Source organism: Sphingobacterium lactis, from assembly GCF_011046555.1.
GTDB classification, from domain to species: Bacteria; Bacteroidota; Bacteroidia; order Sphingobacteriales; family Sphingobacteriaceae; genus Sphingobacterium; species Sphingobacterium lactis.
In genome coordinates this window covers 2437645-2452019 of record NZ_CP049246.1, presented here as the reverse complement: position 1 = coordinate 2452019, position 14375 = coordinate 2437645, and the positions used below count along the sequence as shown (strand labels likewise).

The window sequence follows — 14375 nt, the reverse complement described above, 5'->3', positions numbered from 1 at the left end:
TTGTACGAAGATATTGTTTTCAAAAACAATTACAAATTCGCAACGTTAGGCAATTTAATGCGCTGCAATTTATCCTTGGAAGTCATGTATAGATAACCGTCATCACCGAAAGCACAATTTGCAGTATGCACGCCCGTTTCAATTCGACCCAGCAGTTTCCCACTTGAATCCATAATCACAACGCCATTCCCCGCCGCTGCAAAAAGATTTCCCATAGGATCAACCTTAATCCCATCGGCATTAATGGTTTCCTCAGGGAATTGTTTCTTAAAATCGAAAAATATGCTCCCCGCTTCTAAATCACCATTTTCTTTGATGGTATATGCCATAATATACGGGGCCTGTCCATCGCTCAAAGCTACATAGAGCCTATCCCCTTTTGGTGAAACGGCAATACCATTTGGCCTGGCTAAATTTCCAATTACTTGTTTGACCGAACCATCTCTTGTGACGCGATACACGCCATTTTCTGCAATTTCCCTATGGAGGGTATCCTGTTCTCTATTTGGCAGTCCATAGGGAGGGTCGGTAAAATAATAAGATCCACCAGGATGCTGAGCAATATCGTTTGGCGAATTAAACCGCCTACCTTCCCACCGATCAACAAGCGTAGCTTTTTCTTTGCTTTCCAGGTCAATCTGGACAATCCTTCGGTTACCATGGTCACAGGCGATCAGCTCCCCCTGTTGATTAATGAGCAGTCCATTCGTACCAGGTTCATCACTGTACCACTGCTCGCCGGCATAACCTGAAGGTTTTAGGAATTCCGTAAGGCCCTCGCCTTCCTTCCACTTAAAAATGGTATTCTGACGTGGGTCGCTGAACAATAGATAACTTCCGTTAGACACCCAGACGGGGCCTTCTGCCCATTGAAAACCATCTGCCAAAACTTCCGCAGGCCTTTCATTCACTATTTTCTCGTGCATACTAGTTGGAACTTCTGTATTGTTTAACTTGCTCTCACATTGCTGTACACCTACGGCACCTAAAAGAAAGCTATAGAGTATTATTTTCATAGGTTGGGAATAAAAAACAGTTTCGTGCTCCCGTTCATCGGGCTACGTTAAGATAACAATATTATTCCAAAACACCTATCCATGCACAGGACATTGCTAAAAATTAAATGACCATTTAACCCAAAGATCAAATGGTCATTTCGCGAGAATTACTGTCTGCTTAATTCTGTTTTTTCAATGGCAACTTAGGCATTTGTGGCCTATCCTTGATCGCTGCTTCGGTAGAAATAGTCAATGCTTCACCTCGAGAAAGTTGTTCTTTCAAGCCTGGTAATTTTCCATCAATCCAAGTTTTAAGTTCAGCATCTTGAATTTTCTCATCCATTTTTCCTGCTTCAAGTAAGGCAATAAGGTCCCGGTTGGCATCCACCACAGCATTTCTGTAAGCTTGGTCAAAGCTATCCTTTTTCAGACTATCCAGCACTAGCACCTTATCTTGGTCGGCAGGTTTCACTGTTCTTGAAAAACCATAGTTCTTGGTTTTAGTAAATGCCTCCAATTCAGTTAATAGCATTTCACTGTGATCCATGGAAGCTTGGGCATATGTTTTAACTGCTTCACTTGAAGAAGTTGCCAAAGCTTGTTTTGCAAGAGCGATGCTCCGCATATTCTCTTTGATCACCGAATCGATAAACTGCTGGACGGAATCTTGTGGCTTAAATGCCAATATGGTCATGACTCCTAGAATGATGGCCATCAATCGTAGTATTGTTTTCATAATGCTCGATTAGGAGTTTATAATTTCATTTTCTAATTGAACCCTTTAGCCAACAAATAGTTCTTTTCTGCAACCTCACGTAAACACAGAAAGGGACAATATCAATTGTCCCTTCCCTTGTCCAAGCTAAGAAAATGTACTTTTTATAGCTCAGGTTTTGTGTGCAAGATCATTTTTGCGCTGTCCATTTCCATACTATCCAGAGCACTATCATTTAAATTGCTATCCACTGGATTTTGTAGATTATCTTGAGGACTGTTTCTATCTATTCTATCAGTAGGATCGTTGCATGAAGCAACAAAGCACAGCACTATTGCACTACATAAAAGTGTTTTCATATCTTAAAAATTATCTAAAATAAGCGAAGAGATGATTTGTTTATGCTTCATCATTATTCCTTATTTTTTTCTTAACCTTTTCCTTGGGAAAAGTGTCCGGTTCAGGCATTGTATTCAATTGTTCCTGTTGGGCATCCACACCAGCCTCACCGATACCTTCCCTGTTTTTTTCTCTGTTCTGAATAACCGAAGTCAATTCTTTGCCTTTTCTAGGCTTTTCCTTATTATTTAACCCGACTTTTTCGTTTTCGTTCTTCGTTGCCATAATACTATTTATTGATTCAATTAAAGAACACTTTAACGAACAGGAAGTTGAAATAAAATTACATTTACTGTATAAGTTAATTCAACTTTCTATTATTTTCTCCGTGACCGATTTTGTCGCGTTTGAATTAGATAAACGATATAGAGTCCGATAAGGATAAAACCTACGGCAAATAAAAATGGAAATAACATAACTTATTCATTTTTATACAGTCTGTTTCAGGCGATTTTTAATCATGACCTGACGTTTTGACGATTTTATTGTAAATACCCATGAGGAGGATGGGAGAAACCCATTGTCCCACAAACAAGGCCCAATGTTTATGACCTGTACACTTAAGGATTGCCGAACTGGCCATGAGCCCAACTGCAGTACATAGAAAAAATTTCGAAGGTAATTGCGCCGTCATATCTTCGATTTTTTTTGTCATCTCCCCTTCTTTCAATTCTGGATTGTTCATTGGATTTTCCATAGTTCAATAAATTTAACTCGTTCTATTCAAGGCTCGGATTTTCCGATCTTATCCTATGAAAACTTACCCTCCGAATTGGTTTTCAATAAGTTGAATAAGGGTATAAATCTTCTCAATCGGGTATTTTTCTTTTCAACGATTAGCTGTGGCTCACTGTTCCTAAATAAAGAAACATTGAAATGATGAAAAGAAAATCACACTTGTTAGGAAATAGACCAGGTCTGATCCTAGCATTCGCAGCAATTCACCACGATGATAATAGAAAGTCGGACAAGCCTAGGAATACGCCAGATGAGAAAAATCCGAATGATGCTCCAAAGAATGACGATGTAGAAGAGGGAAATGTACCGGCAGAAATTCCTAACATATTGCCTCCAGAAGAAGAAAATAGACCGGAGTACAATGAAAACCAAAACCCAGAACGGAAACCCGGCAATGAGAAAAACATTCCACAGGATGATCGGATAAATTCACAAGATGCCACTAAACAGCATCATAATAAGAATGCATTAGATTCACGAAGTTCATCTGTCAAAGAAGGAAGCAATAACCGTGAAAACCGAAAAAGTTAAGGAAATTGGATACCGAGAGAAAGTAGCTTTATGTTCAGACATAAAGCTACTTTCTTTTTGGAGCAAAGATTGGTCACCCCTAATTCTAACTGGGTAATTTTTCCAGATAATAAGATTTAGCCATAACCTTGATATCCTGCATCGTATGGGGAAATAACACCTTATATTGGCCAATTGGCAAAATATTTGTTGCAACAGCGGAAACTTTCATAGCGAAGGTTGTATTGAAACAAACAATTTTATATTATCATGAAGAAAGTATTTTTACCTTTCCTTACCCTTTTAATTTTATTGTTTGCTGCAAATGAGCAAGCAAATGCGCAGACCCCTTACCGCACAGCAATCGGCCTTGGTGTTGATGTTGGCGACGGTCAGTCCTTATTCGGTCCGCAGATCAAACATTCATTTGGTGGCGAAAATGCCGGTAATGCACAAGTTTTATTCGGAGACCATATTACGGTCCTGGGTGTAGATTATTCGTATAACCAACGGATTGCCGGTACGAACGGTCTTTCATGGTATGTTGGTGTAGGTCCGCAATTATCATTTATTGATCATGGTAAGTGGGACGATGATTGGTATGATGACGACAAACATTGGGACGATGATGATCACGTGGATTTTGCAATCCGTCCAGCAGTTGGTCTAGAATTTAGAATTCCGAGAACGCCGTTGGCAATGCACTTCGATTGGAAGCCATGGTGGAATCTTTCCCATGGTTCACACTTCGAACCTTCCAGATTTTCACTTGGTTTTAAATTTGTGTTGAAATAGGGAATAACAAAAAAATAGGGCTTTAGGGCCCTATTTTTTGTTTTAGATATGAGATTATAGATATGAGATATGAGCTATTAGATTTGAGATAGAAAGGCTGGTTATTGAACGGCCTTTTAGCAATAAGATTATTTTTTCACCAATTCTACGCGTCTATTCTGCTCTTTCCCTGCTTCTGTGGAGTTATCGGCTATAAAATCGTTCGCTCCGAAGCCTTTTGCAGCTAATCTGGTTTTATCGATTCCACCTTGGATTAAACTGGCAACAACGGCATTTGCGCGATCCTTTGATAATTGCAGATTATGATCGGCATCCCCAACATTATCGGTATATCCATTAACATCTAGCTTTAAATCTTTGTTTTTCTGGAGAACCTTAGCAATTTCATTTATGGCATCTTTACCTTCGGTTTTTAAGGTGGCTTTATCGGTATCGAAATTAATATAGAGGATTGACTTTCCGCTTTCGGCTAGATCTTTTTCAATTTTGTCGGCTTTTATAATCCCAATCGTTTGCTGAAATGGTTCTGCTTCGATAACATAGATAGCTCCCCCTGCCGAATTAGAGGAAATTGCAAAATAAATAGGTTTATTATCTTTCTGAACGCCATAGGTTACCAAATTATCGTGACTGGATGTACCAAATTCATAATAATAGTTATCTCGGTTGTTTGCTTTATTCAACCCCTCAATTGCATCATCAGGAACTTCACCTTCAAACAATTTTGTAGCTCCAAGGCTTTCAAAATGTTTACTGAAGGATTTTACAAATCGATATTCATCCCAATCCGCTCTCTGACCACCATTTGTCATTTGGTATCCCTTTATAAACACTTTTCCTTCTACTGGAATAAATCCGTCCTTGGTATAGATTTCCAATTTTCCAAAGTCACTCTTTTTGTCATATCCGTACCCTGTGTCATCACTCACCCAATCCGGAAGTGCGAAATAGGGATATTCACCTAAATCTGCAGTTGCAACGGGCAGCGATGATGGATCAAACGTAGCTGCATTCCCAGGTACCGTCGTCGCGACCGTATCGGTAACTACAACCACAGTATCATTTTTACCTTCATCCTTTTTTTCTGCATTATTACAGGCGTTAAGCATCAAAAATGCTGGAAGCACCCCAAAGAACAACGTGTTTTTTTTCATAAATTTATTAGTATATGTTAATTAGCATTTTAAAGATAATGATTCCCACGTAAACCTTTATTAAATTTTAGGATTGAAATTGAAGAAGGATCTCAATAAGTGAATCGGAGGAATTATATCTCATGGCGAAACCTTATCTTTGCACAAATTTTAATTCTGAGCTATCGTGATTGATGTAAATAATATCGCTGTTTCCTTTGGTGGGACTACCCTATTTTCAGACGTTTCATTCTCCATAAATGAGAATGATAAGATTGCATTAATGGGTAAAAATGGAGCAGGAAAGTCCACCCTGTTAAAGATAATTGCTGGCGTAGGAAAACCGACAACAGGCGTTGTATCAGGCCCAAAAGAAGCTGTTATTGCCTATCTGCCCCAGCATTTGCTGACAGAAGATAAACTTACGGTATTTGAAGAAACCTCCAAAGCTTTTGAAGAGGTTTATAAAATGCGTGATGAATTGGAGGAGCTGAATGAGCAACTGAATATCCGTACAGATTACGAGAGTGACGATTACATGAAGCTTATCGAGCGCGTCTCCGAGCTTAGTGAGAAATTTTACTCCTTGGAAGATACCAATTACGATGCAGAAGTTGAAAAGGTATTAAAGGGTTTGGGATTTGACCGATCAGATTTCACCCGACAGACATCAGAATTTTCGGGTGGATGGCGTATGCGTATCGAACTGGCGAAAATACTTTTGAAAAAACCTGACCTCATCCTGCTCGATGAGCCGACCAACCACATGGATATCGAAAGTATCCAATGGTTAGAGGATTTCTTAGTCAATCAAGCAAAAGCCGTGATCGTCATTTCCCATGACCGTGCTTTTATCGATAATATCACGAACCGGACCATAGAGGTCACCATGGGTCGGATCTATGATTACAAGGCGAAATATAGCCATTATTTAGTGTTGCGTCAGGAACGTCGCCAACACCAATTGAAGGCCTACGAGGAGCAACAGCGTTTTATCGCAGATAATCAAGAATTCATTGATCGTTTCAAGGGAACCTATTCAAAAACACTTCAAGTGCAATCCCGTGTGAAGATGTTGGAGAAATTGGAAATCATTCAGGTCGATGAAGTAGATACGTCAGCACTTCGCTTGAAATTCCCTCCATCCCCGCGCTCAGGAACGTATCCTGTAATCGTTGAAGGTCTCCGTAAGGCCTACGGTGATCACCTGGTATTCGATGATGCCAATATGGTCATTGAACGTGGACAGAAAGTTGCCTTTGTCGGAAAGAACGGTGAAGGTAAGTCGACCATGATCAAAGCTATCATGGGTGAGATTGATTTTGAGGGATCCCTTAAAGTAGGGCACAACTCGAAGATCGGTTACTTTGCACAGAATCAAGCATCCCTTTTGGATGAAGAATTAACCGTATTTGAAACGATTGATCAAATTGCGGTCGGTGATGTACGTGTTAAGATTAAAGATCTCTTGGGGGCATTTATGTTCAGTGGCGATGATACAACCAAAAAGGTTAAGGTACTTTCCGGCGGAGAGAAAACACGATTGGCCATGATCAAACTCCTATTGGAACCGGTCAATGTGTTGATCCTGGATGAGCCTACCAACCATCTGGACATGAAAACAAAAGACATTATTAAAGATGCCCTTCAGGATTTCGATGGTACATTAATCTTGGTTTCCCACGACCGTGACTTCCTTGACGGCTTAGCAACCAAGGTTTTCGAATTTGGAAATAAACGCGTGAGAGAACATTTTGAAGACATCAAAGGTTTCTTGGAATACAAGAAAATGTCAAGCTTAAAAGAAATCGAAAAATAAAGAAAATTATCCTAGCGTTAGAATTTTCCATTCTTTCTAACACTAGGAATTATTTTCCAGACCGAAAAAATATCAATGCGTCTCCTATCCGCATTCCCCCCTCTCAAATACACCTTCATATTATTATTTTATTAAATAAAGAATAACATAATACACTTTAACGACTATTTTTTATTTTTAATTAAATTTTAAATATGAATCACGTCGTTTATTTCTTTTTATTGTTCATGGTTGGATATTCACTAACTTCTACCGCACAACCTGCCTCTTTTCATAAACTTCAAAGTTTAGGTGTAAGTGCCAAAGTCGGGTTTGATAGCAATTTTCAAGGTTTATTGACTGGCGCTAATTTATCCTACGAACACAGATCCAATAAATGGTTGGGAATAACCTCTTCACTAAATCACGAAATTTACAGGGGATTTCCCTTTTGGCAAGTAAACGGATCCGATAATGATTGGATGTTTCGAAAGGCTTCGTTTGATTTTGGGCTTAGGGCTTATCTACAACCACTTTATCTCTCAGCATCCATTGGTTTGGGATACAGCTCAGGATACGCTAAAGAAGAAGACAATAAAATAAATTCACACGCCTTACAATTAATGGGATATAATTCCTTGGGGTTGGGATTTCAGTTCAGAAAACGAAATGGAGATGCAATGGAGATAGAAATTGGTATCAATAGTTTATACCCTACAAAGGTTCCCACTTTGGGTTACCGATATCGGTTTTTATTAAAAGATTAATTTACCTACAAGCCTATATAAATTTAGATATTATTTGAAAACCTCAGTAAACATGATTAATTCCATCAATGGTTAAGATCATTTCAATTTTCGAACTTTCTAATTTTAACAAACTTTCACGAAACCTTCACACTTCTTAACCAAAGCAACGATTAAAACCCACCCTTCAAGACCTAACTTTACAGAAAATTATTAAACGAAAATTAATAACGATTAAAAACCAGTAAAGATTAAGGTTATGAAAAGACTCTACTGCTATTTTATTTTTGCCTTATTGCTATTTTATGGCTGTACGCGAGAAGAAATTCTAGATTTCCCGAAAAGCAATGTTAAACCCCAGCTTGTTGCAATTGGTTTTTTAACCCCAGGAGATTCGATCCACATTTATCTGGGTAGTACGGTTCCGTTTGGACAAGCGAAAGAACTACCGGAAACCTATGTCCGAAATGCAAAGGTTCATATATCGGAGGATAATGGAAATTCCATACCATTGACACTGTCGTCATCCACCTTACCCATTTATTCTTGTTCACAGCAGGATTTGCCCATTATAAAAGGAAAATCTTATCTCCTCCATGCTGTTGCAGCAAACTTTCAAGAGGTCAAAGCCAAAACTACCGTTCCTACAGAAAAAGCAGTTTGGAATAGCGCAGGGTTTACCTATAATAGTTCGTCCGGTATTGAATTCCAAGGCAGCTGGCATCCTATACCAGATGAACAAGAGATCGACTATTCCGTGTATTTATACCGGACGAAAGAACCATCAGATATTTTATTCGGTAATGAAGGAATTATCAAAAATAAAGATGAATATACCATTAAGCGGGATATATACTTTAATAACGACGCACAGGCCGTTCTGATGACCAGAACAAAAGCCATGGGGGCTTTCAGTAAAATGGCCGAATTGAACAATGAGGTCCGGTGGAGCTATGCTGATGCAGCGTTTTACGATGTAATTTCAGCTTTTAAAGGCATTCTACCCTCCTATTCAAACATTGAAAATGGTGTTGGAGTTTTTGGCAGTTATCTGTTGGATGTTAAAACCTTCAAGCCATGAAGAGCCTACTTTATATCACTATTTTCTTTGGTACCTTTGTTTCTTTTGCTCAAGCTCAACAGTGCAATGGAGATCGAAAATTCTATGTGAAAGTTATCGTTCTTGATACCTTTAACAAGCCTTTATCTTCGGTCGATTTGCGGTTGCCATTTGGTCCATGGCAAAGTTCCGAGAAAGGCGAATTTCAATTTCATCTTCCACAGGGATCGACTGCATTTAACATTCGTAAATTAGGCTATCAACCCAGAAGGGAAAAAGTATACATCAAAAACGATAGCACAATTAACGTTATTCTCTCCCCCCTTGCTAATCAAGAACGCATTGAAGCCATCACCGTACATGGCAAAAAACGCAGGCATTCACAAATGATGAAGGCCGGTACGATCAATGAAATTGATCGAGAGACAGTAGAAAAAATGCCCTCTTTTCTAGGTGAAAAGGATGTTATCCGCACCTTGCAAATGATGCCTGGAATGTCCTTTGCTGCCGAAGGTAGTGCTGAAATTTACGCCCGCGGCGGTTCGGCCGACCAGAATCTGATTCTTTTAGATGGTGTCCCAATGTACAATTCAACGCACTTATTAGGTCTCTTTTCAGCTGTAAATCCGTTGGTGGTGAACAATGCCAAATTATTCACCGGAGCTTTTCCCACGTGGTACGGTGGAAAGCTATCCTCCGTAATCGACATCAAATCTCGAGAAGCGGATTTCAATAAATTTTCAGGTTCGGCAGAAATTGGCCTCACCTCAGGGAAAGGTCATCTGGAAGTCCCACTTATAAAAAACAAACTTTCCCTCCTTCTTGCAGGACGAAGGTCATTTTTTGATGCGATCCGTCTCTTAGGGACCGAATCTATTGAATATTTCAATTTTTTCGATGCAAATGCAATCTTAACCTATAAACCGGACACATTGAATACCTTCAAATTAAGTGGTTATCTGGATGGAGATAAATTCGCATATGAAAGTAATTACCAAGGTGAGGAAAGAGATGCATCAATCAAGCATCAACAAGCTTTCGCCTTCAATTGGAATCGAATAATTACCAAAAAATTAAACCTCCAGTTGAACACATATTACAGCCGTTTCAGGAACTTATTATTAGAAGAACAAAAATCATACTCAGGAGAGGAATCCCATCTTCATAATTTCCATTCCCAAATGCGTACCATTGGTACGAAAGCAACAGTGAATTTTAAACCCACACAAAATTTTCAAACCCTCGTTGGATTAGCATACAACAGCACTTCCTCAGATCCTTCCAACTATTATGGTCATGAAAACGAAAAACCTTTCTCCATTCAAAGTATGCCAACAACCAGATCCCAAGAAATTGCTGCATTTGGCGAACTTTTCTATACTTGGCGAAAGACTTCTCTCAATTTGGGAACCAGAATTTTGCACTATAAAAACAGTGGTTTTTCACGAGTCTATGTAGAACCAAGAGTATCCATTCAACAAGATCTTGGCCACCATTTTGGTGTAAAAGCATCCTACTCTCGAATGACGCAACCCCTGCAGCGATTATTGAATACAGGAATGGGATTGCCAACAGACATTGTGTTTCCATCAGATGCTGTTATTATCCCTCCAACAGCAGACATATTCACGATAGGACTTGCTAAAGATATTTTAATCAGCGAGCGCAATTATATATCTTTTTCCATTGAGGCCTATCAAAAATACATGGCTGATATTACAACATTTAAGGATGGTTATGATACTTACAGCGCCATTCAAGTAAGTCCTTTTGCTATCTATAGGGCCTCTTCAGTATATGATATGCTTTTATCGGAGGGAAAAGGTCGTGTAAAAGGTATAGATATGAAAGTGGATGGGACATATGGCCGGTTCTCTGGTTGGTTAAGTTATTCGTTATCACATACCGAGCATCAATTTGAAGAATTAAATGCAGGTAAATGGTTCAATGCAAATACCGATCGTCGGCATTTGCTCAATTTGGCACTTACCTACAGGCTCAGTCCCAAATGGTCGATATCAGGAGCATGGATGTATGGATCGGGCAATCCAATTCATCTTCCTGAATCTTATTATGGTATAGCTCAACCAAAACCCATAAATGAACTCCAGCCAGCCAACCAGATCCTATATGCCTACGGTGAACGAAATAGCTACAGGATGAAGCCATTCCATAAATTAGATGTTAGCATGACCAAACAAACCACAGTTTTCCGAAAAGCTGCAGAACTGAACTTTGGCGTGTATAATATATATAATCGCGCCAACCCCAGCTTCTACTTTATGGATCTTGACAGAAAGTATGAAGGTACACCACAGCTCAAAAGCATTTCTGTATTTCCAGCAATGCCATCCATTTCGTTAAAAGTAAATTTTTGATAAAAAAGTATTAAAAAATCACAAAACAAAAAAGATTTTGGATTATATTTTAATATAGAGCAATTGGTTTATGATTAGCAAATTCACCATACCAAACTATTAATCAACATATTAAACACCAAAAATGTTAATAGTGTTAAAAATATAGGAAAATATTAATCTTAAGTATAATTTAGTTTAACAATAATAATTTCACCCACAAATTCTTTGAACATGAAATCAGCTACCCTTCTCTATTTAACGACAACATTAATCTGTAGCTCACTATTAGCAGTTGCTCAGGATCAACAACCATTCAAAAGGCAACATCTCGCTATCGGTCCCATTTTAGGTTACAATTATGGTATAAATGGTCTGAATTATGGTCTTGGAGCACTATATGAATTCCGACCAGAAAAACAGCTCAGCTTCTTTGCTGGATTAAATTATCTTCAAACCAGAAGAAGTAGCTCACACCAAAATACCAAATCATTTACCGGGGAAATATGGAAACAACACCTTACCGCACTTAATTTTGGTGCACGGTATTATGCAAATGAATTTTATTTTGCTGGCGCCGTCGGATTAGCGTATAAAAATGAACTTCTGTTAGGAGCAGATGGTCGCAAGACACCACTTGATTCTGGTTTTGGCTTCTATAAATCCTTAAGTACAGGCTATGCACTGCCAATTTCAACGCATAGTATTGGCGAATTTGAAGCGGGTGTTTATGGTGTTAAGGAGTCGATGAATGTAGGCGGAACCATGCGGTATAAATTTGGGTGGTAAACCTAGATCAATTAAATTTTCACACTTTACAGGTATCGAAATTATTGGACTGTCCGCATCCCTCATTTCACTATCTTTTAAAAGCTAAAAATTCGCTAATTTCGTTTCCATCAAAAAACGAATTCATGAAAAAACTTTTAGTTTTATTATTATTAGGTTCCTCTGTTGCCTATGGTCAGCGGAATTTCACTATAGAAGAAACAGTATATGGGCCAGCTAAGTTTGCTCCAAAATCTATTCCTTCAGCAAAATGGATCAAAGGATCAGATGCATTCACCAATTTGGATAGTACCTATCAAAATCTTTTGATTCGCGATGTGAAAAACAACTGGCAACCAAAGCCATTCATTACACTCCAAGAAATTCAGACAGCTATAGGAACCGCAATTCCAAATAGCAAAATCACTCTTAAGCGATTTCCAACCAATTACCAGTGGATCGATGAAAACAGTATAAAATTCACGACTGCCGCTGATAAGAAGACTTATACAATAGCGTATAATATAAAAGATAAAAAAGCAAAAGTAATCCACAGTTTAGCGGATGCACAAAGTACAGAAGCAGCGACGACCTCTACTTCAAAAACAGCCTATCTAAACGGCAATAATATTGAAATCATTGCTGCGGATGGCACGAAAACGGTCGTTACTAAGGATACGATTAATGGAGTCGTAAATGGCACTGGTACAGTACATCGGAATGAATTTGGCATTGATAAAGGCATGTGGTGGTCTCCGGATGAGAAGCAATTGCTTTATTACCGTAAGGATGAAAGCATGGTTAGTAAATATCCGCTCCCGCAATGGGATACCCGTGTTGCCACCATCAAAGATATACGGTACCCGATGGCCGGCATGAAAAGTGAAGAGGTTACATTACGCATCTTCAATACTGAAACTGGCGAACAGGTAACCTTGCAAACAGGAGAACCGAAAGAACAGTATCTGACAATTGTAACATGGGATCCAAGTTCAGCATCTGTTTATGTTGGTGTACTAAACCGTGGTCAAGATCATCTGAAACTCAACAAGTATGATTCAAAAACGGGTGCATTGGTAAGTACTTTATTTGAGGAAACTTCTTCCTCCTGGGTAGAACCGCAACATCAATTGGCATTTATCCCAAACAAAGATGATCAGTTTCTTTATCAGACCGATAAAGATGGATTCAATAGTCTGTACTTATACAATACCCAAGGTAAACTTCTTCGTTCATTCGCAAAAGATAGCATCGTTGTTACAGATTTTAAAGGATTTGATGAAAAAGGCAACAAAGCGTATTACGTAGGTGCTACCAATAGCGGGCTGGAAAGGCAGCTCTTTGAGGTTGATCTAAAGTCAGGTAAAACGACACAACTCACTCAAACCAATGGCGTTCACAATGCCGAAATCAGTGGCAGTGGTTTGTATATTTTGGATCAATACAGCAATAGTACCACTCCGAACAAACTGCAGGTAATCACCAAAAAGGGTGGAAAAACAAATGCATTGTTTACTGCCGGAAATCCATTTACAGGTCAGATAAATCTTCCGAAGATCGAGTTTAAGCGTTTCACCTCTGCTGACGGTAAAACACCATTGAATGCACGTATTACTTATCCGCCAAGTTTTGATCCTGCGAAGAAATATCCAGTCATGGTGTATCTGTATGGAGGTTCGCATGCCCAGATGGTTACGGACAGGTGGTTAGGTGGGGTTGGTTATTTTGATCTATATATGGCTCAACAGGGTTATATCGTCTTCACGCTTGACAATCGTGGCTCTGATGCTCGCGGACGTGATTTTACCCGCGTAACACATAGAAACCTTGGTGAAGCCGAAATGGAAGATCAGTTGGTGGGTATCAATTACCTAAAGGCACAGCCTTATGTAGATGCTGCAAACATGGGAATTTTTGGCTGGAGCTATGGTGGGTTTATGACCACCTCATTCATGACCAAGCATAATGACATTTTTAAAGCCGCTGTAGCCGGAGGTCCTGTTATGGATTGGAAATATTATGAAGCCATGTACGGAGAACGCTATATGGATACGCCAGAAGAAAATCCTGAAGGTTATGCAAAAACCTCCCTCCTGAATAAAGCGGATCGCTTAAACGGTAATCTACTTATCATTCATGGTGCTCAAGATCCAGTGGTTGTTCAGCAACACAGCATGGACTTTGTCCAGAAAGCAATCGAGGCGGGAAAACAGGTTGATTATTTCCTTTACCCTACCCATGAGCACAACGTAATCGGAAAAGACAGGATTCATATGTACGAAAAGATTGCGAAGTATTTTGATAATTACCTTAAGAAGTAATAGCAATTCATATAATAATTATCAGCCGATTATTTAA

Annotated in this window: 14 protein-coding genes; 8 read left to right on the top strand and 6 right to left on the bottom strand. The window is 39.1% G+C overall.

The window, feature by feature from the left end; translation table 11 throughout:
* Positions 1–29: 29 nt before the first annotated feature.
* From G6N79_RS10780 to G6N79_RS10760, 5 genes are all read right to left on the bottom strand, one after another.
* Entirely contained in the window at positions 30–1016 is a 987-nt protein-coding gene (locus G6N79_RS10780) for an SMP-30/gluconolactonase/LRE family protein (protein WP_200818851.1), read from the bottom strand.
* A gap of 160 nt (positions 1017–1176) precedes the next feature.
* Complete coding sequence (locus tag G6N79_RS10775) at positions 1177–1734, bottom strand: DUF4142 domain-containing protein (RefSeq protein ID WP_103907800.1); 558 nt, start codon at positions 1732–1734, stop codon at positions 1177–1179.
* Positions 1735–1877: 143 nt separating this feature from the next.
* Entirely contained in the window at positions 1878–2072 is a 195-nt protein-coding gene (locus G6N79_RS10770; protein WP_103907801.1) for a hypothetical protein, read from the bottom strand.
* A gap of 40 nt (positions 2073–2112) precedes the next feature.
* Positions 2113–2337, bottom strand: coding sequence for a hypothetical protein (locus G6N79_RS10765; protein ID WP_103907802.1), 225 nt, complete (start codon positions 2335–2337; stop codon positions 2113–2115).
* 229 nt (positions 2338–2566) lie between these two features.
* A complete protein-coding gene (locus tag G6N79_RS10760; protein ID WP_103907803.1) occupies positions 2567–2809 on the bottom strand; it encodes a hypothetical protein in 243 nt (80 codons plus the stop codon).
* 182 nt (positions 2810–2991) lie between these two features.
* Here G6N79_RS10760 and G6N79_RS10755 point away from each other — a divergent pair, with 182 nt between their 5' ends.
* Together G6N79_RS10755 and G6N79_RS10750 are read left to right on the top strand one after the other, a co-directional pair.
* A complete protein-coding gene (locus tag G6N79_RS10755; RefSeq protein WP_103907804.1) occupies positions 2992–3381 on the top strand; it encodes a hypothetical protein in 390 nt (129 codons plus the stop codon).
* Between the two features lie 249 nt (positions 3382–3630).
* Positions 3631–4155 (top strand): hypothetical protein, encoded by a 525-nt coding sequence (locus G6N79_RS10750; protein WP_103907805.1) that lies wholly within the window; start codon positions 3631–3633, stop codon positions 4153–4155.
* A 128-nt stretch (positions 4156–4283) separates the two neighbouring features.
* Here the strand turns inward: G6N79_RS10750 and G6N79_RS10745 are convergent, their stop codons facing one another.
* Positions 4284–5309, bottom strand: a complete 1026-nt coding sequence (locus G6N79_RS10745; protein ID WP_103907806.1) for an OmpA family protein — start codon at positions 5307–5309, stop codon at positions 4284–4286.
* A 166-nt stretch (positions 5310–5475) separates the two neighbouring features.
* Between G6N79_RS10745 and G6N79_RS10740 the strand changes: the two genes are divergently transcribed.
* From G6N79_RS10740 to G6N79_RS10715, 6 genes are all read left to right on the top strand, one after another.
* Positions 5476–7107 (top strand): ABC-F family ATP-binding cassette domain-containing protein, encoded by a 1632-nt coding sequence (locus G6N79_RS10740; protein WP_103907807.1) that lies wholly within the window; start codon positions 5476–5478, stop codon positions 7105–7107.
* A 194-nt stretch (positions 7108–7301) separates the two neighbouring features.
* Positions 7302–7853, top strand: coding sequence for a hypothetical protein (locus G6N79_RS10735; protein WP_103907808.1), 552 nt, complete (start codon positions 7302–7304; stop codon positions 7851–7853).
* 238 nt (positions 7854–8091) lie between these two features.
* Entirely contained in the window at positions 8092–8913 is an 822-nt protein-coding gene (locus G6N79_RS10730; RefSeq protein ID WP_103907809.1) for a DUF4249 family protein, read from the top strand.
* Complete coding sequence (locus tag G6N79_RS10725) at positions 8910–11270, top strand: TonB-dependent receptor plug domain-containing protein (protein ID WP_103907810.1); 2361 nt, start codon at positions 8910–8912, stop codon at positions 11268–11270. Before G6N79_RS10730 ends, G6N79_RS10725 begins: the two co-directional genes overlap by 4 nt.
* 213 nt (positions 11271–11483) lie before the next feature.
* Positions 11484–12038, top strand: coding sequence for a hypothetical protein (locus G6N79_RS10720; protein WP_103907811.1), 555 nt, complete (start codon positions 11484–11486; stop codon positions 12036–12038).
* A 125-nt stretch (positions 12039–12163) separates the two neighbouring features.
* Complete coding sequence (locus G6N79_RS10715) at positions 12164–14338, top strand: S9 family peptidase (RefSeq protein WP_103907812.1); 2175 nt, start codon at positions 12164–12166, stop codon at positions 14336–14338.
* Positions 14339–14375 lie beyond the last annotated feature (37 nt).

What these genes read in the sequence shown, in the direction of transcription:
- G6N79_RS10780 (WP_200818851.1), bottom strand. Translation starts at nt 1,016, where the DNA reads ATGAAAATAATACTCTATAGCTTTCTTTTAGGTGCCGTAGGTGTACAG.
- G6N79_RS10775 (WP_103907800.1), bottom strand. Translation starts at nt 1,734, where the DNA reads ATGAAAACAATACTACGATTGATGGCCATCATTCTAGGAGTCATGACC.
- G6N79_RS10770 (WP_103907801.1), bottom strand. Translation starts at nt 2,072, where the DNA reads ATGAAAACACTTTTATGTAGTGCAATAGTGCTGTGCTTTGTTGCTTCA.
- G6N79_RS10765 (WP_103907802.1), bottom strand. Translation starts at nt 2,337, where the DNA reads ATGGCAACGAAGAACGAAAACGAAAAAGTCGGGTTAAATAATAAGGAA.
- G6N79_RS10760 (WP_103907803.1), bottom strand. Translation starts at nt 2,809, where the DNA reads ATGGAAAATCCAATGAACAATCCAGAATTGAAAGAAGGGGAGATGACA.
- G6N79_RS10755 (WP_103907804.1), top strand. Translation starts at nt 2,992, where the DNA reads ATGAAAAGAAAATCACACTTGTTAGGAAATAGACCAGGTCTGATCCTA.
- G6N79_RS10750 (WP_103907805.1), top strand. Translation starts at nt 3,631, where the DNA reads ATGAAGAAAGTATTTTTACCTTTCCTTACCCTTTTAATTTTATTGTTT.
- G6N79_RS10745 (WP_103907806.1), bottom strand. Translation starts at nt 5,309, where the DNA reads ATGAAAAAAAACACGTTGTTCTTTGGGGTGCTTCCAGCATTTTTGATG.
- G6N79_RS10735 (WP_103907808.1), top strand. Translation starts at nt 7,302, where the DNA reads ATGAATCACGTCGTTTATTTCTTTTTATTGTTCATGGTTGGATATTCA.
- G6N79_RS10730 (WP_103907809.1), top strand. Translation starts at nt 8,092, where the DNA reads ATGAAAAGACTCTACTGCTATTTTATTTTTGCCTTATTGCTATTTTAT.
- G6N79_RS10725 (WP_103907810.1), top strand. Translation starts at nt 8,910, where the DNA reads ATGAAGAGCCTACTTTATATCACTATTTTCTTTGGTACCTTTGTTTCT.
- G6N79_RS10720 (WP_103907811.1), top strand. Translation starts at nt 11,484, where the DNA reads ATGAAATCAGCTACCCTTCTCTATTTAACGACAACATTAATCTGTAGC.
- G6N79_RS10715 (WP_103907812.1), top strand. Translation starts at nt 12,164, where the DNA reads ATGAAAAAACTTTTAGTTTTATTATTATTAGGTTCCTCTGTTGCCTAT.